The organism is Chryseobacterium sp. CBSDS_008, assembly GCF_049959325.1.
In the GTDB taxonomy this organism is placed as follows: Bacteria; Bacteroidota; Bacteroidia; order Flavobacteriales; family Weeksellaceae; genus Chryseobacterium.
In genome coordinates this window covers 2,786,491-2,804,256 of the sequence record NZ_CP188202.1, presented here as the reverse complement: position 1 = coordinate 2,804,256, position 17,766 = coordinate 2,786,491, and the positions used below count along the sequence as shown (strand labels likewise).

15 protein-coding genes are annotated in these 17,766 nt (G+C 36.7%); 4 read left to right on the top strand and 11 right to left on the bottom strand.

Annotated elements, in window-relative coordinates:
• Positions 1–25: 25 nt before the first annotated feature.
• The 4 genes from ACP3T3_RS12640 to ACP3T3_RS12625 all read right to left on the bottom strand — a co-directional run bounded on the left by ACP3T3_RS12640 (position 26) and on the right by ACP3T3_RS12625 (position 6,430).
• Positions 26–1,069, bottom strand: a complete 1,044-nt coding sequence (locus tag ACP3T3_RS12640; RefSeq protein WP_426476211.1) for a hypothetical protein — start codon at positions 1,067–1,069, stop codon at positions 26–28.
• A 114-nt stretch (positions 1,070–1,183) separates the two neighbouring features.
• On the bottom strand, positions 1,184–4,531 hold the full coding sequence (locus ACP3T3_RS12635) for a methylmalonyl-CoA mutase family protein (protein WP_426476210.1): 3,348 nt from the start codon (positions 4,529–4,531) through the stop codon (positions 1,184–1,186).
• A 259-nt stretch (positions 4,532–4,790) separates the two neighbouring features.
• Positions 4,791–6,035 carry a hypothetical protein gene (locus tag ACP3T3_RS12630; RefSeq protein WP_426476209.1) on the bottom strand — a complete coding sequence of 415 codons (1,245 nt, stop codon included), beginning with the start codon at positions 6,033–6,035 and terminating at the stop codon, positions 4,791–4,793.
• Complete coding sequence (locus ACP3T3_RS12625) at positions 6,032–6,430, bottom strand: hypothetical protein (RefSeq protein ID WP_426476208.1); 399 nt, start codon at positions 6,428–6,430, stop codon at positions 6,032–6,034. The genes ACP3T3_RS12630 and ACP3T3_RS12625 overlap by 4 nt, the downstream gene beginning before the upstream one ends.
• Positions 6,431–6,687: 257 nt before the next feature.
• Here ACP3T3_RS12625 and ACP3T3_RS12620 point away from each other — a divergent pair, with 257 nt between their 5' ends.
• Complete coding sequence (locus ACP3T3_RS12620; protein ID WP_426476207.1) at positions 6,688–7,020, top strand: hypothetical protein; 333 nt, start codon at positions 6,688–6,690, stop codon at positions 7,018–7,020.
• Position 7,021: 1 nt separating this feature from the next.
• Here ACP3T3_RS12620 and ACP3T3_RS12615 read toward each other — a convergent pair whose 3' ends face one another.
• Positions 7,022–8,116, bottom strand: coding sequence for a DUF3667 domain-containing protein (locus tag ACP3T3_RS12615; RefSeq protein WP_426476206.1), 1,095 nt, complete (start codon positions 8,114–8,116; stop codon positions 7,022–7,024).
• Positions 8,117–8,459: 343 nt separating this feature from the next.
• Between ACP3T3_RS12615 and rplM the strand changes: the two genes are divergently transcribed.
• From rplM to rpsB, 3 genes are all read left to right on the top strand, one after another.
• The gene (rplM, locus tag ACP3T3_RS12610; RefSeq protein WP_002976217.1) at positions 8,460–8,915 is read left to right on the top strand and encodes a 50S ribosomal protein L13; all 456 of its coding nucleotides are present in this window, start codon (positions 8,460–8,462) and stop codon (positions 8,913–8,915) included.
• A 6-nt stretch (positions 8,916–8,921) separates the two neighbouring features.
• Entirely contained in the window at positions 8,922–9,308 is a 387-nt protein-coding gene (gene rpsI / locus ACP3T3_RS12605) for a 30S ribosomal protein S9 (RefSeq protein ID WP_047373582.1), read from the top strand.
• 183 nt (positions 9,309–9,491) lie between these two features.
• Positions 9,492–10,253 carry a 30S ribosomal protein S2 gene (gene rpsB, locus ACP3T3_RS12600; protein WP_034692922.1) on the top strand — a complete coding sequence of 254 codons (762 nt, stop codon included), beginning with the start codon at positions 9,492–9,494 and terminating at the stop codon, positions 10,251–10,253.
• Positions 10,254–10,372: 119 nt separating this feature from the next.
• Here the strand turns inward: rpsB and ACP3T3_RS12595 are convergent, their stop codons facing one another.
• From ACP3T3_RS12595 to ACP3T3_RS12570, 6 genes are all read right to left on the bottom strand, one after another.
• Entirely contained in the window at positions 10,373–10,816 is a 444-nt protein-coding gene (locus ACP3T3_RS12595; RefSeq protein ID WP_426476205.1) for a DUF6759 domain-containing protein, read from the bottom strand.
• On the bottom strand, positions 10,813–11,289 hold the full coding sequence (locus ACP3T3_RS12590) for a DUF6759 domain-containing protein (RefSeq protein ID WP_426476204.1): 477 nt from the start codon (positions 11,287–11,289) through the stop codon (positions 10,813–10,815). The genes ACP3T3_RS12595 and ACP3T3_RS12590 overlap by 4 nt, the downstream gene beginning before the upstream one ends.
• Positions 11,290–11,529: 240 nt before the next feature.
• Positions 11,530–12,207, bottom strand: a complete 678-nt coding sequence (gene trmB / locus ACP3T3_RS12585) for a tRNA (guanosine(46)-N7)-methyltransferase TrmB (RefSeq protein ID WP_426476203.1) — start codon at positions 12,205–12,207, stop codon at positions 11,530–11,532.
• 96 nt (positions 12,208–12,303) lie between these two features.
• Complete coding sequence (locus tag ACP3T3_RS12580; protein ID WP_426476202.1) at positions 12,304–13,068, bottom strand: DUF6759 domain-containing protein; 765 nt, start codon at positions 13,066–13,068, stop codon at positions 12,304–12,306.
• Between the two features lie 256 nt (positions 13,069–13,324).
• On the bottom strand, positions 13,325–14,119 hold the full coding sequence (locus ACP3T3_RS12575) for a hypothetical protein (RefSeq protein WP_426476201.1): 795 nt from the start codon (positions 14,117–14,119) through the stop codon (positions 13,325–13,327).
• A 202-nt stretch (positions 14,120–14,321) separates the two neighbouring features.
• The gene (locus ACP3T3_RS12570) at positions 14,322–17,720 is read right to left on the bottom strand and encodes a T9SS type B sorting domain-containing protein (protein WP_426476200.1); all 3,399 of its coding nucleotides are present in this window, start codon (positions 17,718–17,720) and stop codon (positions 14,322–14,324) included.
• Positions 17,721–17,766: the final 46 nt, after the last annotated feature.

Sequence of the window (17,766 nt, the reverse complement as noted above, 5' to 3'; positions counted from 1 at the left end):
TCCAAAAATAGGAAGATTCCGTGAATTAATATTTTTTAGACTGGATTTCTCTGACAGGAATAAAAGCACCGTTAATATAATCGATTTTCTGTTCGAACGGGTAAGCAGGATTTGAAGCAAGCAAAACGCCCACCGCACCGAAGAACATTCCGATACTCAGATTACCTGCATTGGGGCTGCCTCCCGATCTTAGTTTTCCTACAAAATAATAGTCGTTGTCTTTTTTTTCAGCTTTATTAAAGAGGTTTTCGATAGGAAGATAAATGTATAGCTCACCTTTGTAAATAACTGCATAGATGTCTTCCTTTTTTATTTCCTGTTCTTTTCCGTCAACAGTTTCGTAGATCCTTACAATTTTCGGCATGCTGCCATAAAACTTTACGTGGGTGATTTCTTTTTGAGGCTGCTGGTTTTTTAATGAAAGATAATCCTTATAAACACCATCTTTTAACTGGGTAGAATTATATAAAGCTATAGACTGTTTGTCAATATCATCAAATTGTTTAATCTGTTCAAAAGTATATTTCATTGTTGTATCAGCTTTTCTGGATACATTTTTAGCAATGAATTGCCCCAGCATTTCACTGCCTTTTCTTACAATTTCTTTCGTTACATCTGATGCTTTGTGATCAACAACTGTATCTGTTTTTTCAAGTAAAGAATAGGTTCCGTCTTCATTTTTTGCGAATAAAAACCCCTGGAAATAACAATATCCGAATTCTGTAAATGCTTTAGAAACTTCGGCAAAATATAATTGTTTAAGATATAAAACCAAACTTCCATTCTCTGCATTGCCATTATTTAAGCTGTTTAGAACACTTTGGAACTGTTCGGAAAGCGGTGATGTGGGAATAACTCTTGCTTTTGCATTCAATGCGCCCTGCTGTACAATTCCTATTGAAGTCGTATCTATTCTGTCATCAATAACTTTGATGGTTTTATAATAGCTTTTATCTGCTTGATGGGTGGGAAGACTGATTGTAAAATCTTCTGTACGTTTCTGCGATAAGACCATACATGAGGTACAGAGCGCTGTTAACAATAACATTCCTTTTAAATGGGTTTTCATAGTGGTTATTTTGAACTGTAATAACGAATAAATTTAATGATTAGTTTATGAAAATAATAAAACCCCAAAGAATTTCTTTGAGGTTTTTTATTAATATATCGGTCTGATTACGACTTACATATTTCTTCTGTATTTACCGCCCACTTCAAATAGAGCATTGGTAATCTGTCCCAGAGAACAGTATTTCACAGCATCCATCATGACTTCAAATAAGTTCTGCTGGTTGATGGCTGCATGCTGAAGTTTTCTTAACGCTTCTTCAGATCTGTTGTCATTGGCTTGCTGGAAGTTATGAAGAGACACAATCTGTGCCTGTTTTTCCTCTTCTGTAGAACGGATAACTTCTCCTGGTAAAACCGTTGGTGAACCGTCTTTTCCTAAGAATGTATTTACTCCGATGATCGGATATTCACCGGTATGTTTCAGCCATTCGTAATGCATAGATTCTTCCTGGATTTTTGAACGCTGATACATGGTTTCCATGGCTCCCAGAACACCGCCTCTTTCTGTAATTCTGTCGAATTCTGAATAGACAGCTTCTTCTACAAGATCTGTTAATTCTTCAATGATGAATGATCCCTGAAGAGGATTTTCGTTTTTGGCCAATCCTAATTCTTTATTGATAATTAACTGGATTGCCATGGCTCTTCTTACAGATTGCTCAGTAGGAGTCGTGATCGCTTCGTCATAAGCATTGGTATGAAGTGAATTACAGTTGTCATAGATCGCATACAGTGCCTGAAGAGTAGTTCTGATATCGTTGAAATCGATTTCCTGAGCATGCAGAGAGCGTCCTGAAGTCTGGATGTGGTATTTCAGCATCTGGCTTCTTTCATCTGCTCCGTATTTTAATTTCATCGCTTTTGCCCAGATTCTTCTTGCTACACGTCCGATTACTGAATATTCAGGGTCGATACCGTTGGAGAAGAAGAAAGATAAGTTGGGTGCAAAATCATTGATGTCCATTCCACGGCTTAAATAGTATTCCACATACGTGAAACCGTTGGCCAGTGTGAATGCCAATTGGGAAACCGGATTGGCTCCAGCTTCAGCAATATGGTATCCTGAAATGGAAACAGAGTAGAAGTTTCTCACTTTTTCTCTGATGAAATATTCCTGAACGTCACCCATTAATCTCAACGCAAATTCCGTAGAGAAGATACAGGTATTCTGAGCCTGGTCTTCTTTTAAAATATCAGCCTGGACAGTACCACGAACCGTGGCAATTGTTTTCGCTTTGATTTCCGCATATACATCAGCAGGGATTACTTCATCACCCGTTAATCCTAAAAGCTGTAATCCTAAACCATTGTTGGAGGGAGGAAGTTCACCGTTATATTTCGGTCTTTCTAAGCCTTTGTCGTCAAATTTCTCCTTAAGCTTAGCTTCTACTTTAGACTCTAAACCGTTTTCTTTGATATATTTTTCAACATTCTGATCGATGGCCGCATTCATGAAGAAAGCCAGCAGCATCGGTGCAGGACCGTTGATCGTCATTGAAACTGAAGTCAGTGCATTTACAAGATCAAACCCGGAGTATAATTTTTTAGCATCATCCAATGTTGCAATAGAAACCCCCGCATTTCCGATTTTACCATAGATATCCGGTGGTAAAGCAGGATCCTGACCGTATAATGTTACAGAGTCAAATGCTGTAGACAAACGTTTTGCAGGCATTTCTGCAGAAACATAATGGAATCTTCTGTTGGTTCTTTCAGGACCTCCTTCTCCTGCAAACATCCTTGTAGGATCTTCACCTGTTCTCTTGAACGGATAAATTCCCGCTGTATAAGGGAAGCTTCCCGGAAGGTTTTCCTGCCCTTTCCATTTGATCAGATCACCCCAGTCATTGTATTTTGGTAGTGCAATTTTTGGAATTCTTAAGTGGGATAAAGACTCTGTAGAAGTTTCAACCTTGATCTCTTTTCCTCTTACGAAGTAAGAATAAAACTCTGCATGGAAAGCTTTTTTCGTGTCGTCCCAGGTTCTCAGGAAATCGATATTATCCTGTTGAAGCTCTTTTTCTGCCTTTTGATATTCAGCATCCAAAACTTCATTGGAAATGATATTTTTTACGCCTTCAATATGATACATTTTCCTGGCTAATTCAGCCTGCTTTTCAATATTGAGGTCGTATTGTTTGTTGTTTTCAACGATTTCAGAAAGATAGCGGACTCTTTTCGGAGGGATAATGGTTACTTCTTCTGTGATTTCCTGCTCTGCAAAAGTATTTAAGTTCAAGTCTGCAAACTTTTCGTTTACTTTTGAAACCAATCTGTTGTATAATTCAGTGGTACCATGATCATTGAACTGAGATGCTTTTGTGGCATAAACCGGCATGTCTTCCAATTGGCTTTCCCATAAAAGGTGGTTTCTCTGGAACTGCTTTCTTACCGCCTGAAGAGCATCCAGGGCTCCGCGTTTGTCAGATTTGTTCAATGCGACAAGATCCGCATAGTCTAACATGTCGATTTTTTCCAGCTGTGTAGAAGCTCCATATTCAGGAGTCATTACGTACATGGAAACATCTGCGAAATCCGAAACTTCTGAGCCAGACTGCCCGATCCCTGACGTTTCGAGGATGATTACATCCGGGTGAGCCAGCTTCAGTACATTCAGTGCAGAATGAATAAACGGAGATACAGAAACGTTGTTTTCTCTGGTGGCCATAGAACGCATATACACCCTTGGATCATTGATCGCATTCATACGGATTCTGTCTCCCAGTAAAGCACCTCCGGTTTTTTTTTTCGAAGGGTCAATGGAAATAATCGCGATTTTTTTATCTGTATTTGAACGTAAGAAACGTCTTACCAATTCGTCTGTCAAAGAAGATTTACCTGCTCCTCCGGTACCTGTAATACCAATAATCGGAATGGTTAAATCTTTAGATTTTTCGTCGATTGCTTTTACAAGATCCGGCTTTTCTTCTGAAAAGTTTTCAACGGCAGAGATGATTTGTGCAATGCTAGATGGGTTTTCAAAGCTGATATCATCAAGATCTTTGGCTGTAACATCTTTTCCTGTAGCAAAATCTGATCGGTGTACCAGATCATCAATCATTCCCTGAAGGCCAAGCTCACGGCCGTCATCCGGAGAATAAATTCTGTCGATTCCGTAAGACATAAGATCTTTGATTTCTTCCGGAAGGATGACACCGCCACCGCCACCAAAAATTTTGATCTGAGGTGAATTTTTTTCTCTCAAAAGGTCGTAGATATATTTGAAATATTCATTGTGACCTCCCTGGTATGAGGTTAATGCAATTGCATTGGCATCTTCCTGGATCGCTGTATTTACAACTTCTTCTGCTGATTTATCGTGTCCTAAGTGGATCACTTCGCATCCTGTTCCCTGAATAACACGACGCATAATATTGATTGCAGCATCATGCCCATCAAATAATGAGGCAGCAGTTACGATTCTTACCTTGTTGGTTGGAGTATATTTTTGGGTTTCCATAAAAAATTCTAGACAGTTTCTAAGTTCTCAAATATAGTAATAAAATGAAAACCTTGTCTTGCAGTGTAATGTTTTGATTTTTAAACGTTTAAATTAATTATTTTTTTAGCAGGGCAGTCTTTGCCAGAGGCGAGGCCTGTATTTTCCGGATTATTAGGATACTCCATAAAAATATAAATGCCGGCAGATCAAAATCTACCGGCATTTTTCCATTGCTTCAACCTGATGTGGGTCTTTAATTGTAAAAAAGCTTTTGTTTTTATTGTTTTTCTGAAAATAGTGTTCTTCTTTTGCTGTCCAATCCCAAGTTCAATCCTAAAAATGAAATGAGATTATCCTTATCACCGTAATTCTTTCCAAAAGCTGCATTAATGTACACACTGTCAGATACTTTATAATTAATGATTCCGTTGGAACGATAGGTGTTGTCCAGATCACTGCTTCTGTAGATAAATTCATAGCCGATAGAGAATCTATTGTAGACGAGCTCTATTTTTCCACCAAAATCATAATTGTTGGTTTTGCTGAATCCGTTAGCAACATCATAAACTGTTTTGTCCTGCATGTATCTTGCAACGGCATAGAAATTTAACCTTTTTTCCGTTTTTGAAGTGTCTGTAGAGGTTTCTTTGATGGTTACTTTGGATTTTACCTTATTTTGATCTTCAGCAGAGCTGGGATTTTGTCTTTCGAGATTAATTCCGGAACTCATGGTCATCCAAAATCCCAATTTTCCGAATTGATTATTCTTGAATTGATTATCTAAAAAGAAAGTGCTGTAGGCCGAAGCCACATCTAATTGAAAAGCAGGTTTTTCGTCAAGGTACTTTTTATATTTTTCAGTTTCGGTTTTATAATAATCTGTGACAAACTCATCTTGTGCTTTTTCAAGTTTTTCTTCCTTTTCGCTTGGGCTGATGTTAGATGTGATGATCTCTTTGAACTGTGGTGATTGTTCAAACTCTCTTTGAATATCGGTTAATTCCCTGGAAATGTTATTGTTTGAATTCGCAATGGCATCTATATTTTTTTTATTCCTTACCTTAAGTACTGTGGTTCTTAAGGAAAAAGATGCAGAAGGATTTTCTGTGTCAAGATTTTCAATTTTATAATTTCTCAGAAAGGCCAATGAGAATGAAACATTTTTTGCTTCACTGAAAATGTTATTCTTATACTCATAAGTATTGTCCGGTTTTTTAATACTGTTAATGCCGGCATATTTCAAAGCATCCATCTCCGTTAAAGGAAATAAATGAGTGGGGGTAAGTTCTACTGCATAAGCATTAGGAAGACCGTCACTTTCGCTGAAAGAATTAACTATACTGGTCATGAAAGCCTTTTTCGATTTTGGAGTTTCCAAATCCGAACTTGCTAAGCCGAGAAGCATTACACTGGGTGCATTGGAAAGCTCCAGTTTATTTAGTTCTGCACTAATTTCTTTGTTTTGAGAAAATAGCAATGTTGTTCCGGTCACCAGAGCTGTTAGTATTAATATCTTTTTCATAGCTCAACTTTTATGTATTTATAAACTCCATAGATAAATTTACCGGATAAATCTTTAGTTGTTTTCCCTTCAAAAGGATTGAAATGAAAGTTCTTACTAGGGATCTGAGGAAACTCAAATTTTATTCTGCATGTATTGATTAAGATCTGCAGATGGTTCACCTGCATATTAATATTAAAAGAGGTTGCGAAAAGTAAATTATTGGATTCTAAATCTGCTTTTGGAATGGTAAAAGAAAACCCATCCTCTTTTAAATTGTTGTCATCTATCCGCATTCCATTGATGATAAAATGGGGATCGCCAAATTGTGTGTTAGCGCTTATTATTACATTCACTTCCACGTTATTTTCGTGAAAGTCAGCAATTTTTACTGTTTTGTAGGGAATTTTTTTCATGTCTATTAATTTTTTTGTGTATTTTTTTTAAAATTATTGACTCATTCTCATGAGGATTTTGGCTTTAATTTTATTTCAAATTTATCATTTGTAACATCCGTTGTCAATTACCTTTTCGGGTGATATGATATTGTTTTAATGACCGGATCCAATTTTTCAGGAATAAAAAAGTGCAGCTTCTGATTCAATAATTAAATTGTGAGTACTGATTCTGCACCCCAATTAAATTCTCTATTTTTGCAGCATATTTTACAGACATGCAAAAAGCCTTGATGTATTTCGCTTTAGGAACGGTAGTAAGCTTCCTGATCAATTATTTCTTTTTAAGTTCTGAAAACATCGGACTGGATATTTATTATGCCTTTGCCTTCGGCTCTGCCTGGGGAATTGCTTATTATCTGGATACTCCTGATTTTACACTGCCTAAAAAATTAGGCCTTTCATTTGCAGCCATGGCGGTTCTGGTGCTTATCGGAGCTTTAATTTTTAATCTTGAGCTGGCGATTCCATCTATCCTGAAATTTTCAACAGTTTTTGTGGCCTACTATTTATTTGCAAGCTTCAGGGGAAATAAATCCCTTAGAAACTAGGCTAATGAAGCATAATAAAGCTTAAATACATTAACGCCAGAAACATCAGAATCAATCCTATATAGTTTACTATAAATAATAAGGAACCTTTCAGAATACTTATCCTTTTTTTGGTTTCGTATACCCTGTGGTGTGCTACAAAGAAATAAATGGTCATATAAAGGCCAAGCCCCAGACTGACTAAGACATACAATAAGGTAAGTAAGCTGCTCTCCGGAAGAAAGCTTGCAATTTTTTCTCCCACTATAAATATCATTATTGCTAACAGAAGGAATGAGAAATAGTGAAGGGTAAATATACCATGATCAAAGTACCACCATTTTTTCTTGTTATGAAACAGCCATAGAAAGAATGCAAATATCGGGAGATATACAAAGAGCGCTTTAGGAATGGTATGAATAAAATTTTCTTTATACTTTTCCCAAATCTGATTCTTGCTGTATCCGTCTTCTTTCAATTCAAATACTTTTTCTGCAACGGGCCTCATTAAGGAATAGATACCTGTGTTGTCCTTGGCAAGAATAGAATCATATTGTTTTATTGTATAAGCATGCATAATGGATGCTTCCTGAGGATCAAATGTACTGTCAAACAGTTCATCTTTTTCCTTACCGTCATTTATTTGTAAGGTATCGAGTCCTTTTTGTGTAGTGGCTGCCGTTTCATGCGAGAGGACGCCTTCTTTTTGCAATTTTTTTACAAGGTCTTTGGAAATATCTTTCTGATTTTTTGCCCTGGTTTCTTTTTTAATGTGACTCGGTTTCTCAGCTTCCTCTTTGGCATGAGGTAAAATATTGGGGATGAAAAATGTCAGGAAACTTATGAATATATATAGTTTTACAGGAGCCACATATAATTGTCTTTTACCCGCAAGGTATTCTTTGGTAAGTCTTCCTGGCCGGGTAAACAGATATTGTATGGTTTTCCAGAACTGCCCGTCATAATGGGTGAAATCCTCAATAAAATGAGTAAAGAGAAAATGGAAGGGCTGTCTGCTTTCAATATTTTCCTGTCCGCAGTGGGGGCAAAACCTTTCTTCAACGTGGTGCCCGCAGTTCAGGCAGGTTTTATCTTCTCTTAGTTTTCCGTGGTTCATGGATTTTAGAATATGGTTAGCGCAAATATAATTATTTCATTGAAATTATAATTATATTAGTATGTTTTACGGAAATCTTTAAAGTAAATTTAATAAAAGAAAGAGTTGAGGGAATAAACTCTTTGCTTTTTCATTTGTGTTTTTAGAATCTTCGACGTATTTTTTCGGCACAACAGTTTTCAATATGTATGCCAGAATTGTAAATAAGTTAAAATCTATTGACAGCGAGGATATAATGAAGATTATATAGATTAAATAAAATATGTTTTTGGGTTACAAAAATAATTTGTACCTTTGCACACCCTTTTAGGGGTAAATTATGTTTAATCTTTAACTAAAACGTGTGAATACATTAAGTTACAAAACTGTTTCAGCGAACAAAGCTACTGCTAATAAAGAATGGGTTGTGGTAGACGCTGAAGGACAGCCGTTAGGTAGATTAGCTTCTACGGTTGCAAAGATTTTGAGAGGTAAGCACAAAACGAATTACACACCTCACGTAGATTGTGGTGATAACGTAATCGTTTTGAATGCTGGGAAAATTACACTTTCCGGAAACAAGTGGGCTGATAAGACTTATATCTGGCATACAGGATATCCTGGTGGACAGAAGTCTATGACTGCGGCTGAACTTCAAAAGAAAGATTCTTTAAAGGTATTAGAGAAGTCTGTAAAAGGTATGTTACCTAAAAACAGACTAGGAGCTGCTATCCTTAAGAACCTTTATTTATATGAAGGAACTGAGCACAAACATGAAGCTCAACAGCCTAAAACAATTAATGTTAACGAATTTAAATAATTAATTATGTCTATAGTTCACAAAATCGGAAGAAGAAAAACTTCTGTAGCAAGAGTTTATGTAAGACCAGGTTCTGGAAACATTACAGTAAACGGAAAAGATGCTAAAGAATATTTCTCTACAGACGTGATGGTTTACAAATTAAACCAACCGTTTATCCTTTCTGAGACTGTTGGTCAGTATGACGTTACCGTAAATGTTTTCGGTGGTGGAAATACAGGTCAGGCAGAAGCTATCAGATTAGGTATTTCAAGAGCTTTATGCGAAATCAACGCTGAGTTCAGATTAGCATTAAAGCCAGCTGGTTTACTTACAAGAGACGCAAGAATGGTGGAAAGAAAGAAGCCAGGTCAGAAAAAAGCAAGAAAGAGATTCCAATTCTCAAAACGTTAATTTTCAGACTTCAGATTCAAGATTTCAGATTTCAGAATTTATTCAATCTGTTGTCTTTTATCTAAAATCTATTTATCTAAACAAAAAAATTGCCCGTTACGTTTAGCATCCAAACGCTTCTCCCATCTAAAGAAGTTGTTGATTGTTTAAAAGACGGAAAGTAAACTAACAAAAACAGAAAACATGGCAAAAGCAAATGTAAAAGACCTTTTAGAGGCTGGCGTACACTTCGGTCACATGACTAGAAAGTGGAATCCAAATATGGCTCCATACATTTTTATGGAGAAAAACGGTATTCACATTGTAGACTTACATAAAACAGCAGTTAAATTAGATGAAGCTTGCAGTGCTTTAGAAAAATTAACTTCTGCAGGTAAAAAAGTTCTTTTCGTAGCTACTAAGAAGCAAGCGAAAGAAGTTGTTGCAAAACACGCTTCTGAACTTAATATGCCTTATATTACTGAAAGATGGCCAGGTGGTATGTTAACGAACTTCGTTACTATCAGAAAGGCTGTAAAGAAGATGAACTCTATCGACAAAATGAAAAAAGACGGTACGTTCGAAACTTTATCTAAAAAAGAAAGATTACAAGTTGACAGACAAAGAGCTAACCTTGAGAAGAACTTAGGTTCTATCGCTGACATGGTGAGACTTCCATCTGCTGTATTTGTAGTTGATATCTTAAGAGAACACATCGCGGTAACTGAAGCTAAGAAACTAGGTATTCCGGTTTTCGGTATCGTTGATACAAACTCTGACCCTAGAAAAGTTGACTTCGTTATCCCAGGAAACGATGATGCTTCTAAGTCTATTGATATGATTCTTAGCGTAGTTTCTGAATCAATCAAAGAAGGTCAGTCTCAAAGAAAAGCTGATAAAGAAAAATCTAAAGAAGAAGGAGAAAAAGTATCTGCTGATACAGATGCTGATTTCGATGCAGAATAATTAAAGATTTTCTTTACTATAGGAAAAACGCTGGATTTCGATCCAGCGTTTTTTTATTTGTTTATATTAAGGCTTTTATTATTAAAAAATAAAAACCTACAGTATTCTGCAGGTTATATTTAGTTTGAAAGTTTTATAGAATAGGAAGTCGTTATATACTTTGTAGATTGATAAGTCGAGTTGCATAAAATTCCGGATAAGCTGTAGTTCTGATTTTTAGGAACCATAGTATATCCTATTTTTCCGGCTCCGATTGGGATTTTCTTGAAGAAATTATTCCCGGTTACCGTAAGCACCATGTTGCAGGGAGATTTGTTTTCTACCGAAATAGAGGTCTTAGGATTCTTAGGATCATCGCTGTTAAGAAGATCATTAAGAACTTCTGTTGTTTCCGGCTTATAAGTCTTTAATAGTTCGTTATATTCTCTTTCCGTATTGGCTGCTTTGTTGCCTGCACTGCTGCCAGGGTAGGGGTAGGAAGTTCTTCCCGGATAGCTGCCATAGTTTACATTACAGCTGGCAAGAATTAATGAGATCCCGGTAAGAACTAATAGTTTTTTCATCCTATTTTATTTTTTTTTGACTTTGTTTTTTTTGGTGACTTTTCCGGTATCGGTTCCTTTTGGACAGATTTCAGTTCTGCACCAGGTTGTTTCGGATTGTCTATCGTTACAAATATACTTTTTTTAATATCTTTTGTAGAGGAATATTTCATATCGCAGATATTGCTGTTGAGTGTATATAAACCCTTGGTAAGCACAATAAAGTTTTCTGAATGGGCTGCAACAGCCAGATTGTAAAACTCTTTTCCTTCAATTCTCAGTACAATATTGCAGTCTGAGCTATTTTTAAATAAAAGAATTGACTCGTTCCGGCTGATATCCTTATTAAACATAGCATTCAATACCTTTACTGTTTTTTCCTTATGCTGAACAGTTGTTTCAGCAATGAGCTTTTTAAATTCTTCAGCATCTTCCGAATCAGGATTTCTCATAATGCTTTTAGGAATATCTGCAGTAACAGGCCTGGCTTCCATTGGCTTGGCGGTACGGGCTCCTTTTGTCCATTCTGTGTTTTTTAAAGCAATAAGTTTTGGCTTCAGTACGCTTTTCTTAGGATCGTCAGGGTGTGCGTTCTTCAGGTATTGTTCAATTTCTTTGATATTTGTGCTTTTTAGAATCTCTTTACTGCTTTTTTGAGCGTTTGTAAAGGTCGGGATAAGAAATGTGAAGAATAAAATCGTTAAAAAATTTTATTTCATCAAGTTTTTATTTCATCAGCTTATCCGGAATTTGATATACGTAATTGTTTTTCCCTTTGCTGAGAACAGCTCTTCGTAATACGTTTTGATATCTCTCAAATGTTCCGTATTGGGATCATATTCCGGGGCACCATAGATATCGTGATGGGCAGAAATAATTTCATAGCCTGCTCCCTGCAGATATCCAAGCGTATATCCGTGCAGGAATTCTGAATCAGTTTTCAGGTGGATAATCCCTCCTGGCTTAAGGAATTTTTTATAACGGTTTAAAAAATCCGGATGTGTTAATCTGTGTTTTGTTCTTTTATATTTGATTTGTGGATCCGGGAACGTAATCCATATTTCATCTACTTCATTTTCAGCAAAAAAATAATCTACAAGTTCAATCTGCGTTCTCAAAAAAGCCACATTATTCATGTTGCTATCTACAGCTTCTTTAGCGCCAAACCAAAATCTTGCCCCCTTGATATCAACTCCGATAAAGTTTTTTTCAGGAAATGTTTTTGCGAGTCCTACCGAATATTCTCCTTTTCCACAGCCTAATTCCAATACAATTGGATGATCATTTTTAAAGAAATTTTCTCTCCATTTTCCCCTAAGTTCGAAACCATTTAAAGCCTCTTCCCTTGTGGGTTGGATTACATTCGGTAATATTTTGTTTTCTGCAAATCTTGCTAATTTATTCTTGCCCATTGAGTTATAAAATGAGTGCAAAAATAGTGAAAATTTGTGGAGTATCTTTGTCTTTTGGGGGTAAAAGACAAAGAGATCATTCGTTTCCAGCTGATATTAATGGCTACCCAACGCCACCATAATAGGCCTTTCAATTGTTTTTTGCGAGGCATACTGAGCTCCGCAAACAAGGCTGGTAAAAAGATACTGGCCTTTTTCTATAACAATTGAGCCTTCGCCCTGGGCAGGCACAGCCAGTCTGTATTTAGTAGTCCCTACACCTTCCATTCTTACAATGATATTACAGTCAGATTTATTTTGAATCAGAACAATGCACTCTTTGGTATTGGGATCATTATCAAATAAAGAATTAAGGATTTTGACTGTCCTGTTTTTATGTTCCACAGGAGATACCGCCATAAGCATATTGAATTCTTCTGCTTCAGCATTAGGGATAGCAGCATTTGCAGTGGTGTTAACAACAAATGTATTCTGAGCAGTACTTGGTGTGTAAACAGTAGTAGGCTGCTTTGCTGCCAGTTCAGCCTTATATTTTGCAATTTGCTTCTGTTTGATGATGGCATTCATTTCATCAAAAGTGATCTTTGTAGAGGGTCTTCTCCTCAGCATAGCGAGCATTTCCTGCATATCTTTTACTTTCTGGTCGGCAGGATGTGCATTTTTGATGTATTCTTTCATCATTTCCATTACCCTGGGTTTCAGGACAGATCTTCGGGGATCATCGGGATGGGCATCCCTTAAGAAGGCATTGATTTCGTAGATATTCTTACTTTTCAAAATATTACTGTAGTCTTTCCCTTTTTTTTGAGCAGACATCGTAACGAAAAACATACAACAAAGAAGTAAAAGTACTTTTTTCATTAATTAGTATTAAATTAAAATTTGGTGCTTCTATTTAATTTGCTTTCCGGGTTGGTTAGTTTTAATTGAATAACGAAATACCGGTGTTTTTATTTTAAACACTTGTTTGTGAGATAAATTTAAACATATTTTTGAATATCAGAGAAGAAAATGCTGTTAAAGTTGAATTATTTACATTGAAAGAATTGTGAAATGACAACAACCGTATGTACAGGCAAAAAAAATCCATGTAAAGCACATGGATTATTACGTTATTCTAGTTATTGGCTACCACCTCCTGGAGATGTGAGCTTCTAAGTCTTTTCTGATAGATTGGAAGGTATTTTTCAATAGGAATTTTTATCGCCTCAAAATTACCGGCCAATACATAAGCCTGGATGTTTTCAGAAGTATAAACAAACTGGAGGAAGTTATCAATTAAATTTTCAGGGATTTTAAATTTCGCGAAATAATCTTTCCCCAGATAATTTTTGATTTGTGCCACAGAGCTGTTCATTCTTTCATAAGCCTGATAACGCTGCTTTTTCTTTCTTTCCCCGGAAAGGATGTCATAAATACTCTCAAGACTGAAAGTAAGCCCGCCATCCCGAAGTCCGGCAACAGGAAGTTCAGGTGGAGTGCCGTCACCTTTCGGTTCAGGAAGACCAATTACTTTTTTAAGAGCATATGCTTTGTCTTCTTTTCTTAAAGAGTTTACATCATACCGAAGATTTCCGGTAGGCTTAAATCTGCTGAGTACAATTTCCTGAATTTCATAATAAGCAATTTTAAGCTCAACCAGGTTTTTTTGCTGCATTGACTGAGGAGTCAGCTTAATATCTTTTCGCTCGGTCACAATAGAGGTAAACCGGATCACATCCCCGGCGTTGGCGGGAATATTAAAATTACCATTGTAATCCGTAAGAACGGTTTTCTGTGTATTCAGGTTAGTGACATAAACCTGATTGAGATATAAAATAGAGTTGTCTCTCAGAAATACCTCTCCGGAATATAGTTGTGCATTAATTTTTGCCAGAAAAACCAATAGCAGCAAAGTAAACAGTTTCTTCATATAATGTGCAAAATTACATAGAAATAAAGCAATTTTGCTTAATTAGATATGGAATAGTGGTTAAAGTTATATTAAACTTTAACATTTAATTGTTAAGGAGTGTTAGAAATCTGTCAACACTTTAAAAAGGATGATTTATACGTAAATAAGCCGGAAGGAAATAATACTGAATTTAAGTAAAACTTCTTTCGGCTGCTTATTTTTATCTGTGCCTCACCAGCAGCCAGCTCGTGTATTTTATCATAAGGCTGGAGCCATATTCTGTCCAGGTGACAAAATACCAATAAGTAGCAGTAGGAACATATCTGCCGCCAACTCTTCCGTCCCAGGTGTATCTGTTTTCAGGAGTTCCTCTGAAAACCTCTGCTCCATATCTGTCGAAGATCCGGAATACAAGATTCTCATTTTTCATTAGGGCAGAATAGCTTATTTCTTCATTATAACCGTCTCCATTTGGAGTAATGGTGTTGATCAGATTAATGATAGCAAATGGTTTTTTAACATCCTCGCATATTTTAGAGTCTCTTACAAATACAGTGTGCTCTCCTCTGGGTACATTGTAGAAAGTATTGGAGCTCTGCCATACTACCCCATCCAAAGAATATTCATAAGGAGGTATGCCGCCGCTTACTCCGACTTTTACTGTTGTACCGTCAATTTCAATAGATGTAATCGCAGGAAGCGTCAGTTCTGTAACATTTACATATTGTTTGTAAACACAGCCGTTGAAGGTAAGTTCTACCCAATAACTGCCAGGGGCAACATTGGTAATGGAAGGAGTAGTTGCTCCTGTGCTCCATAAATATCTTTCAAAGCCGGATCCCGCATCAAGTGTAGTGGTGGTTTTCGGACATATGGCCTTATCTTTTAATACCTCTGATTTTTTAGGAATTTTAATGTTGATTATAAGAGTGCCAATTTCCGGACAGACTCCATTTTTTTGAAAACGGATGTAGTAAGTCTGAGAAGTTGTAATATTAACAGGGGGTGTAATTATATTTACATTGTTTTGTGCATCTGCTAAAGTGGCATGGAAAGTAAATGTAACATTCGGGTCCAGTGTGAACTGGGGAATAAACTGAGCTAAGTTGACACTTTTTATTCCATCCAAATCATCATCACAAGTACTTTCTACAACAGTCTTAGTAATCAATGTTATTTTTTCTCCGATACTGAATTGTAAAGGTTTTATCACAGAAGCACATCCATCCGGAGAATCTACTCTGATGTAAATCGTTGTAGTTGCGGTATAGCTCCAGTTGTTAGGAAGGGTATTATTGTTTCCGGCGTTGGCATCTGCCAGATTTGCATAATATCTTACATTAGGAAAATAATTTGGATTATTCAGTACAACAGGAGTGATGCTAGAAAGTGTAACAATAACTGTTCCGTCCAGATTATCATCACAGAAAACGCCGTTGTAATTATCCAGAATAATAGCTTTATTAAAAAGAGATAATGTTATTTGTGCAATACTTTTACAGCCAATATTGTTTTTTATAACAGCGTATATGATGGTACCATTCGGTGCGGTATAAGCTGTTGTATTAGTTATCAAGGCTCCTGCATTTTCATTCTGAGCATCCAAAAGGGATGGATAATAAGTAATGGTCACGGGTGAATTACTTGTAACGTTGGCGGTAGTAAGATTGAATGTTCCTTGTCCATTGATATCACAGGCAAATAATGTTGTATTCATTACTGCAAGAGTCTGAATATTGATGGTAACAGTTACTGTTTCACAATCCGGGAAATCCGGATCATTTCCGCAAAAGGTATAAGTGAATGTATCTGTTCCTGGTGTACCGGGTGTATTTACAGTATATGTAATAATGCCGGTAGTAGGGTTTACAGCAGCTGTACCCAATGACGGTGCTGCCGTGATAGCTACAGTACCGGGAACAGGAGTTTGTGGCGAACTACTGAATGCAGGGGTTATAGTTTTAGCACTACATACGTTATATGATGTATTGGTTAGTTTTGTACAGTTTAAAACCTTAAATTTTTCAGTGATCAATGGTGCACAACTTCCCATTGTTACAGAACATGTATAATATCCTGGTAGTGCAGGAGTAAACGAAGAAGCAGTAGCTCCAGGAATAATAACTCCATTTCTATACCATTGGTAGGTATCATAGATGAGAGGATCCACCGTAAGAACCATTCCCGGAATACAGCCGCCTCCGGATTGTAAAATAACGGGTTGTGTAGGAAAACCCGCAAAAAAGCCTCCATACCCTACAGCATCACTTCCGGCAGTAATTCCGGCCATAATTGCTTTATCTGAAACTACCGTAATCGTACCTGTCACATTGGGAATGCCATAGGTAACCCAATTGGTGGTGCCTGTCATATTGTACGGGCCGGTTATAGCAGGAGGATTTGCCCCATTTACTGTAATATTAGCCCCTCTTTCGGTAATGAGGTTGAGTTTTGTAGGGATATTCAGAATGCCTGTGGGGTGATTATTGGAAAGAACAAAGTTTTCATTAATAAGCCCGAGCTCATTAATCTGTTTCGGAAGGTAGCAGTTTAAAGCAGGAATGAAATTGAATCCTCCAGTATATGTTTCACTTCCCATATTTGAATCTCCGGCTAAAATCTGGTAAACATAAGCATTTTTAGATGTTTTGAGATATAAATTATAATGTCCGTTTCCTTGAAGAATATATTTGGAGTCAGGAACAACGAAATATTTTCCCGCATTGATGATTGCTATAGGAGCTATTTCATTGTTGACATAGATCTGAGTATTGTCTTCACTCGCAATTACAATAGCTCCTTCTGTATGGGAGCCAATCGGCCCGTTACCTTTTACAATGGCAAATTCATTTCCAAGTCTGTTGACAGGTACTGACTGATCCATTAAAATATCTGAACCAGATGGAAAATTTCCGGCATATTGTCCGTTAAAGTTTCCATTAGTAACATTAATGGGTTTGTTTGAGGTAATTTTCGAACCAATAAAACCGTTAAAGTTTCCTGCAATGTTCCCAATTCCATCAATGATATAAGACTGTCCTTTATTTAAGGTGAAAGTCATTGTTGGATTGGTCGCTCCGGTCATTCCGTTTGAAAACTGAACGGTAGGGCTATATCCGGAAATGGTAACAGTGGTGTTATCTTCAGTGGCCAGTACGCTGGTCATGAAGTTCAGAATAGGATTGCTCACAGTGATAGGTGCAGAAGCGGCGTAAAATTTTAACCCTGTGGAAGGGATTCCTTTGGAAGTAATGATTTCCGCATGATTGTATACCGAAAATCTTAAATTGGCATAAAAAGGGAATTCTGCTTTAAGGTATAAGCCTTTGGTTGTTGGGATAAATAAATCCGTCTGCAGTTTGGTAATAATATAATCCCTTAATACATCAAATTTCTGTGGATTATTTTTACTGATAATTACCGTTCCAATCAGAACGTTATTATTATAAATATTTACAGGAAAAGGAGTCGTTCTGTTGGTGGACAAATACAATTTCTGATAAGGATTTGGAGCAACTGTCCTGTCTATCATGGGAGCAAACCAATGCTCTCGGTCCAATTGGGCAAAAGCAGAGGTGAAAATGTAAAACATAAACAAAAAAGATAAAATTTTTTTCATTCAGTGGTAGTCTTTATCACAAATTTAGTAATAAATAGTATTAAAT

Bases quoted from the DNA above. Each gene is read 5' to 3' on its own strand.
- trmB (WP_426476203.1), bottom strand. From the start codon at position 12,207: ATGGGCAAGAATAAATTAGCAAGATTTGCAGAAAACAAAATATTACCG.
- ACP3T3_RS12630 (WP_426476209.1), bottom strand. From the start codon at position 6,035: ATGAAAAAGATATTAATACTAACAGCTCTGGTGACCGGAACAACATTG.
- rpsB (WP_034692922.1), top strand. From the start codon at position 9,492: ATGGCAAAAGCAAATGTAAAAGACCTTTTAGAGGCTGGCGTACACTTC.
- rpsI (WP_047373582.1), top strand. From the start codon at position 8,922: ATGTCTATAGTTCACAAAATCGGAAGAAGAAAAACTTCTGTAGCAAGA.
- ACP3T3_RS12570 (WP_426476200.1), bottom strand. From the start codon at position 17,720: ATGAAAAAAATTTTATCTTTTTTGTTTATGTTTTACATTTTCACCTCT.
- ACP3T3_RS12575 (WP_426476201.1), bottom strand. From the start codon at position 14,119: ATGAAGAAACTGTTTACTTTGCTGCTATTGGTTTTTCTGGCAAAAATT.
- ACP3T3_RS12640 (WP_426476211.1), bottom strand. From the start codon at position 1,069: ATGAAAACCCATTTAAAAGGAATGTTATTGTTAACAGCGCTCTGTACC.
- ACP3T3_RS12590 (WP_426476204.1), bottom strand. From the start codon at position 11,289: ATGGAAGCCAGGCCTGTTACTGCAGATATTCCTAAAAGCATTATGAGA.
- ACP3T3_RS12580 (WP_426476202.1), bottom strand. From the start codon at position 13,068: ATGAAAAAAGTACTTTTACTTCTTTGTTGTATGTTTTTCGTTACGATG.
- ACP3T3_RS12635 (WP_426476210.1), bottom strand. From the start codon at position 4,531: ATGGAAACCCAAAAATATACTCCAACCAACAAGGTAAGAATCGTAACT.
- ACP3T3_RS12620 (WP_426476207.1), top strand. From the start codon at position 6,688: ATGCAAAAAGCCTTGATGTATTTCGCTTTAGGAACGGTAGTAAGCTTC.
- ACP3T3_RS12615 (WP_426476206.1), bottom strand. From the start codon at position 8,116: ATGAACCACGGAAAACTAAGAGAAGATAAAACCTGCCTGAACTGCGGG.
- ACP3T3_RS12595 (WP_426476205.1), bottom strand. From the start codon at position 10,816: ATGAAAAAACTATTAGTTCTTACCGGGATCTCATTAATTCTTGCCAGC.
- ACP3T3_RS12625 (WP_426476208.1), bottom strand. From the start codon at position 6,430: ATGAAAAAAATTCCCTACAAAACAGTAAAAATTGCTGACTTTCACGAA.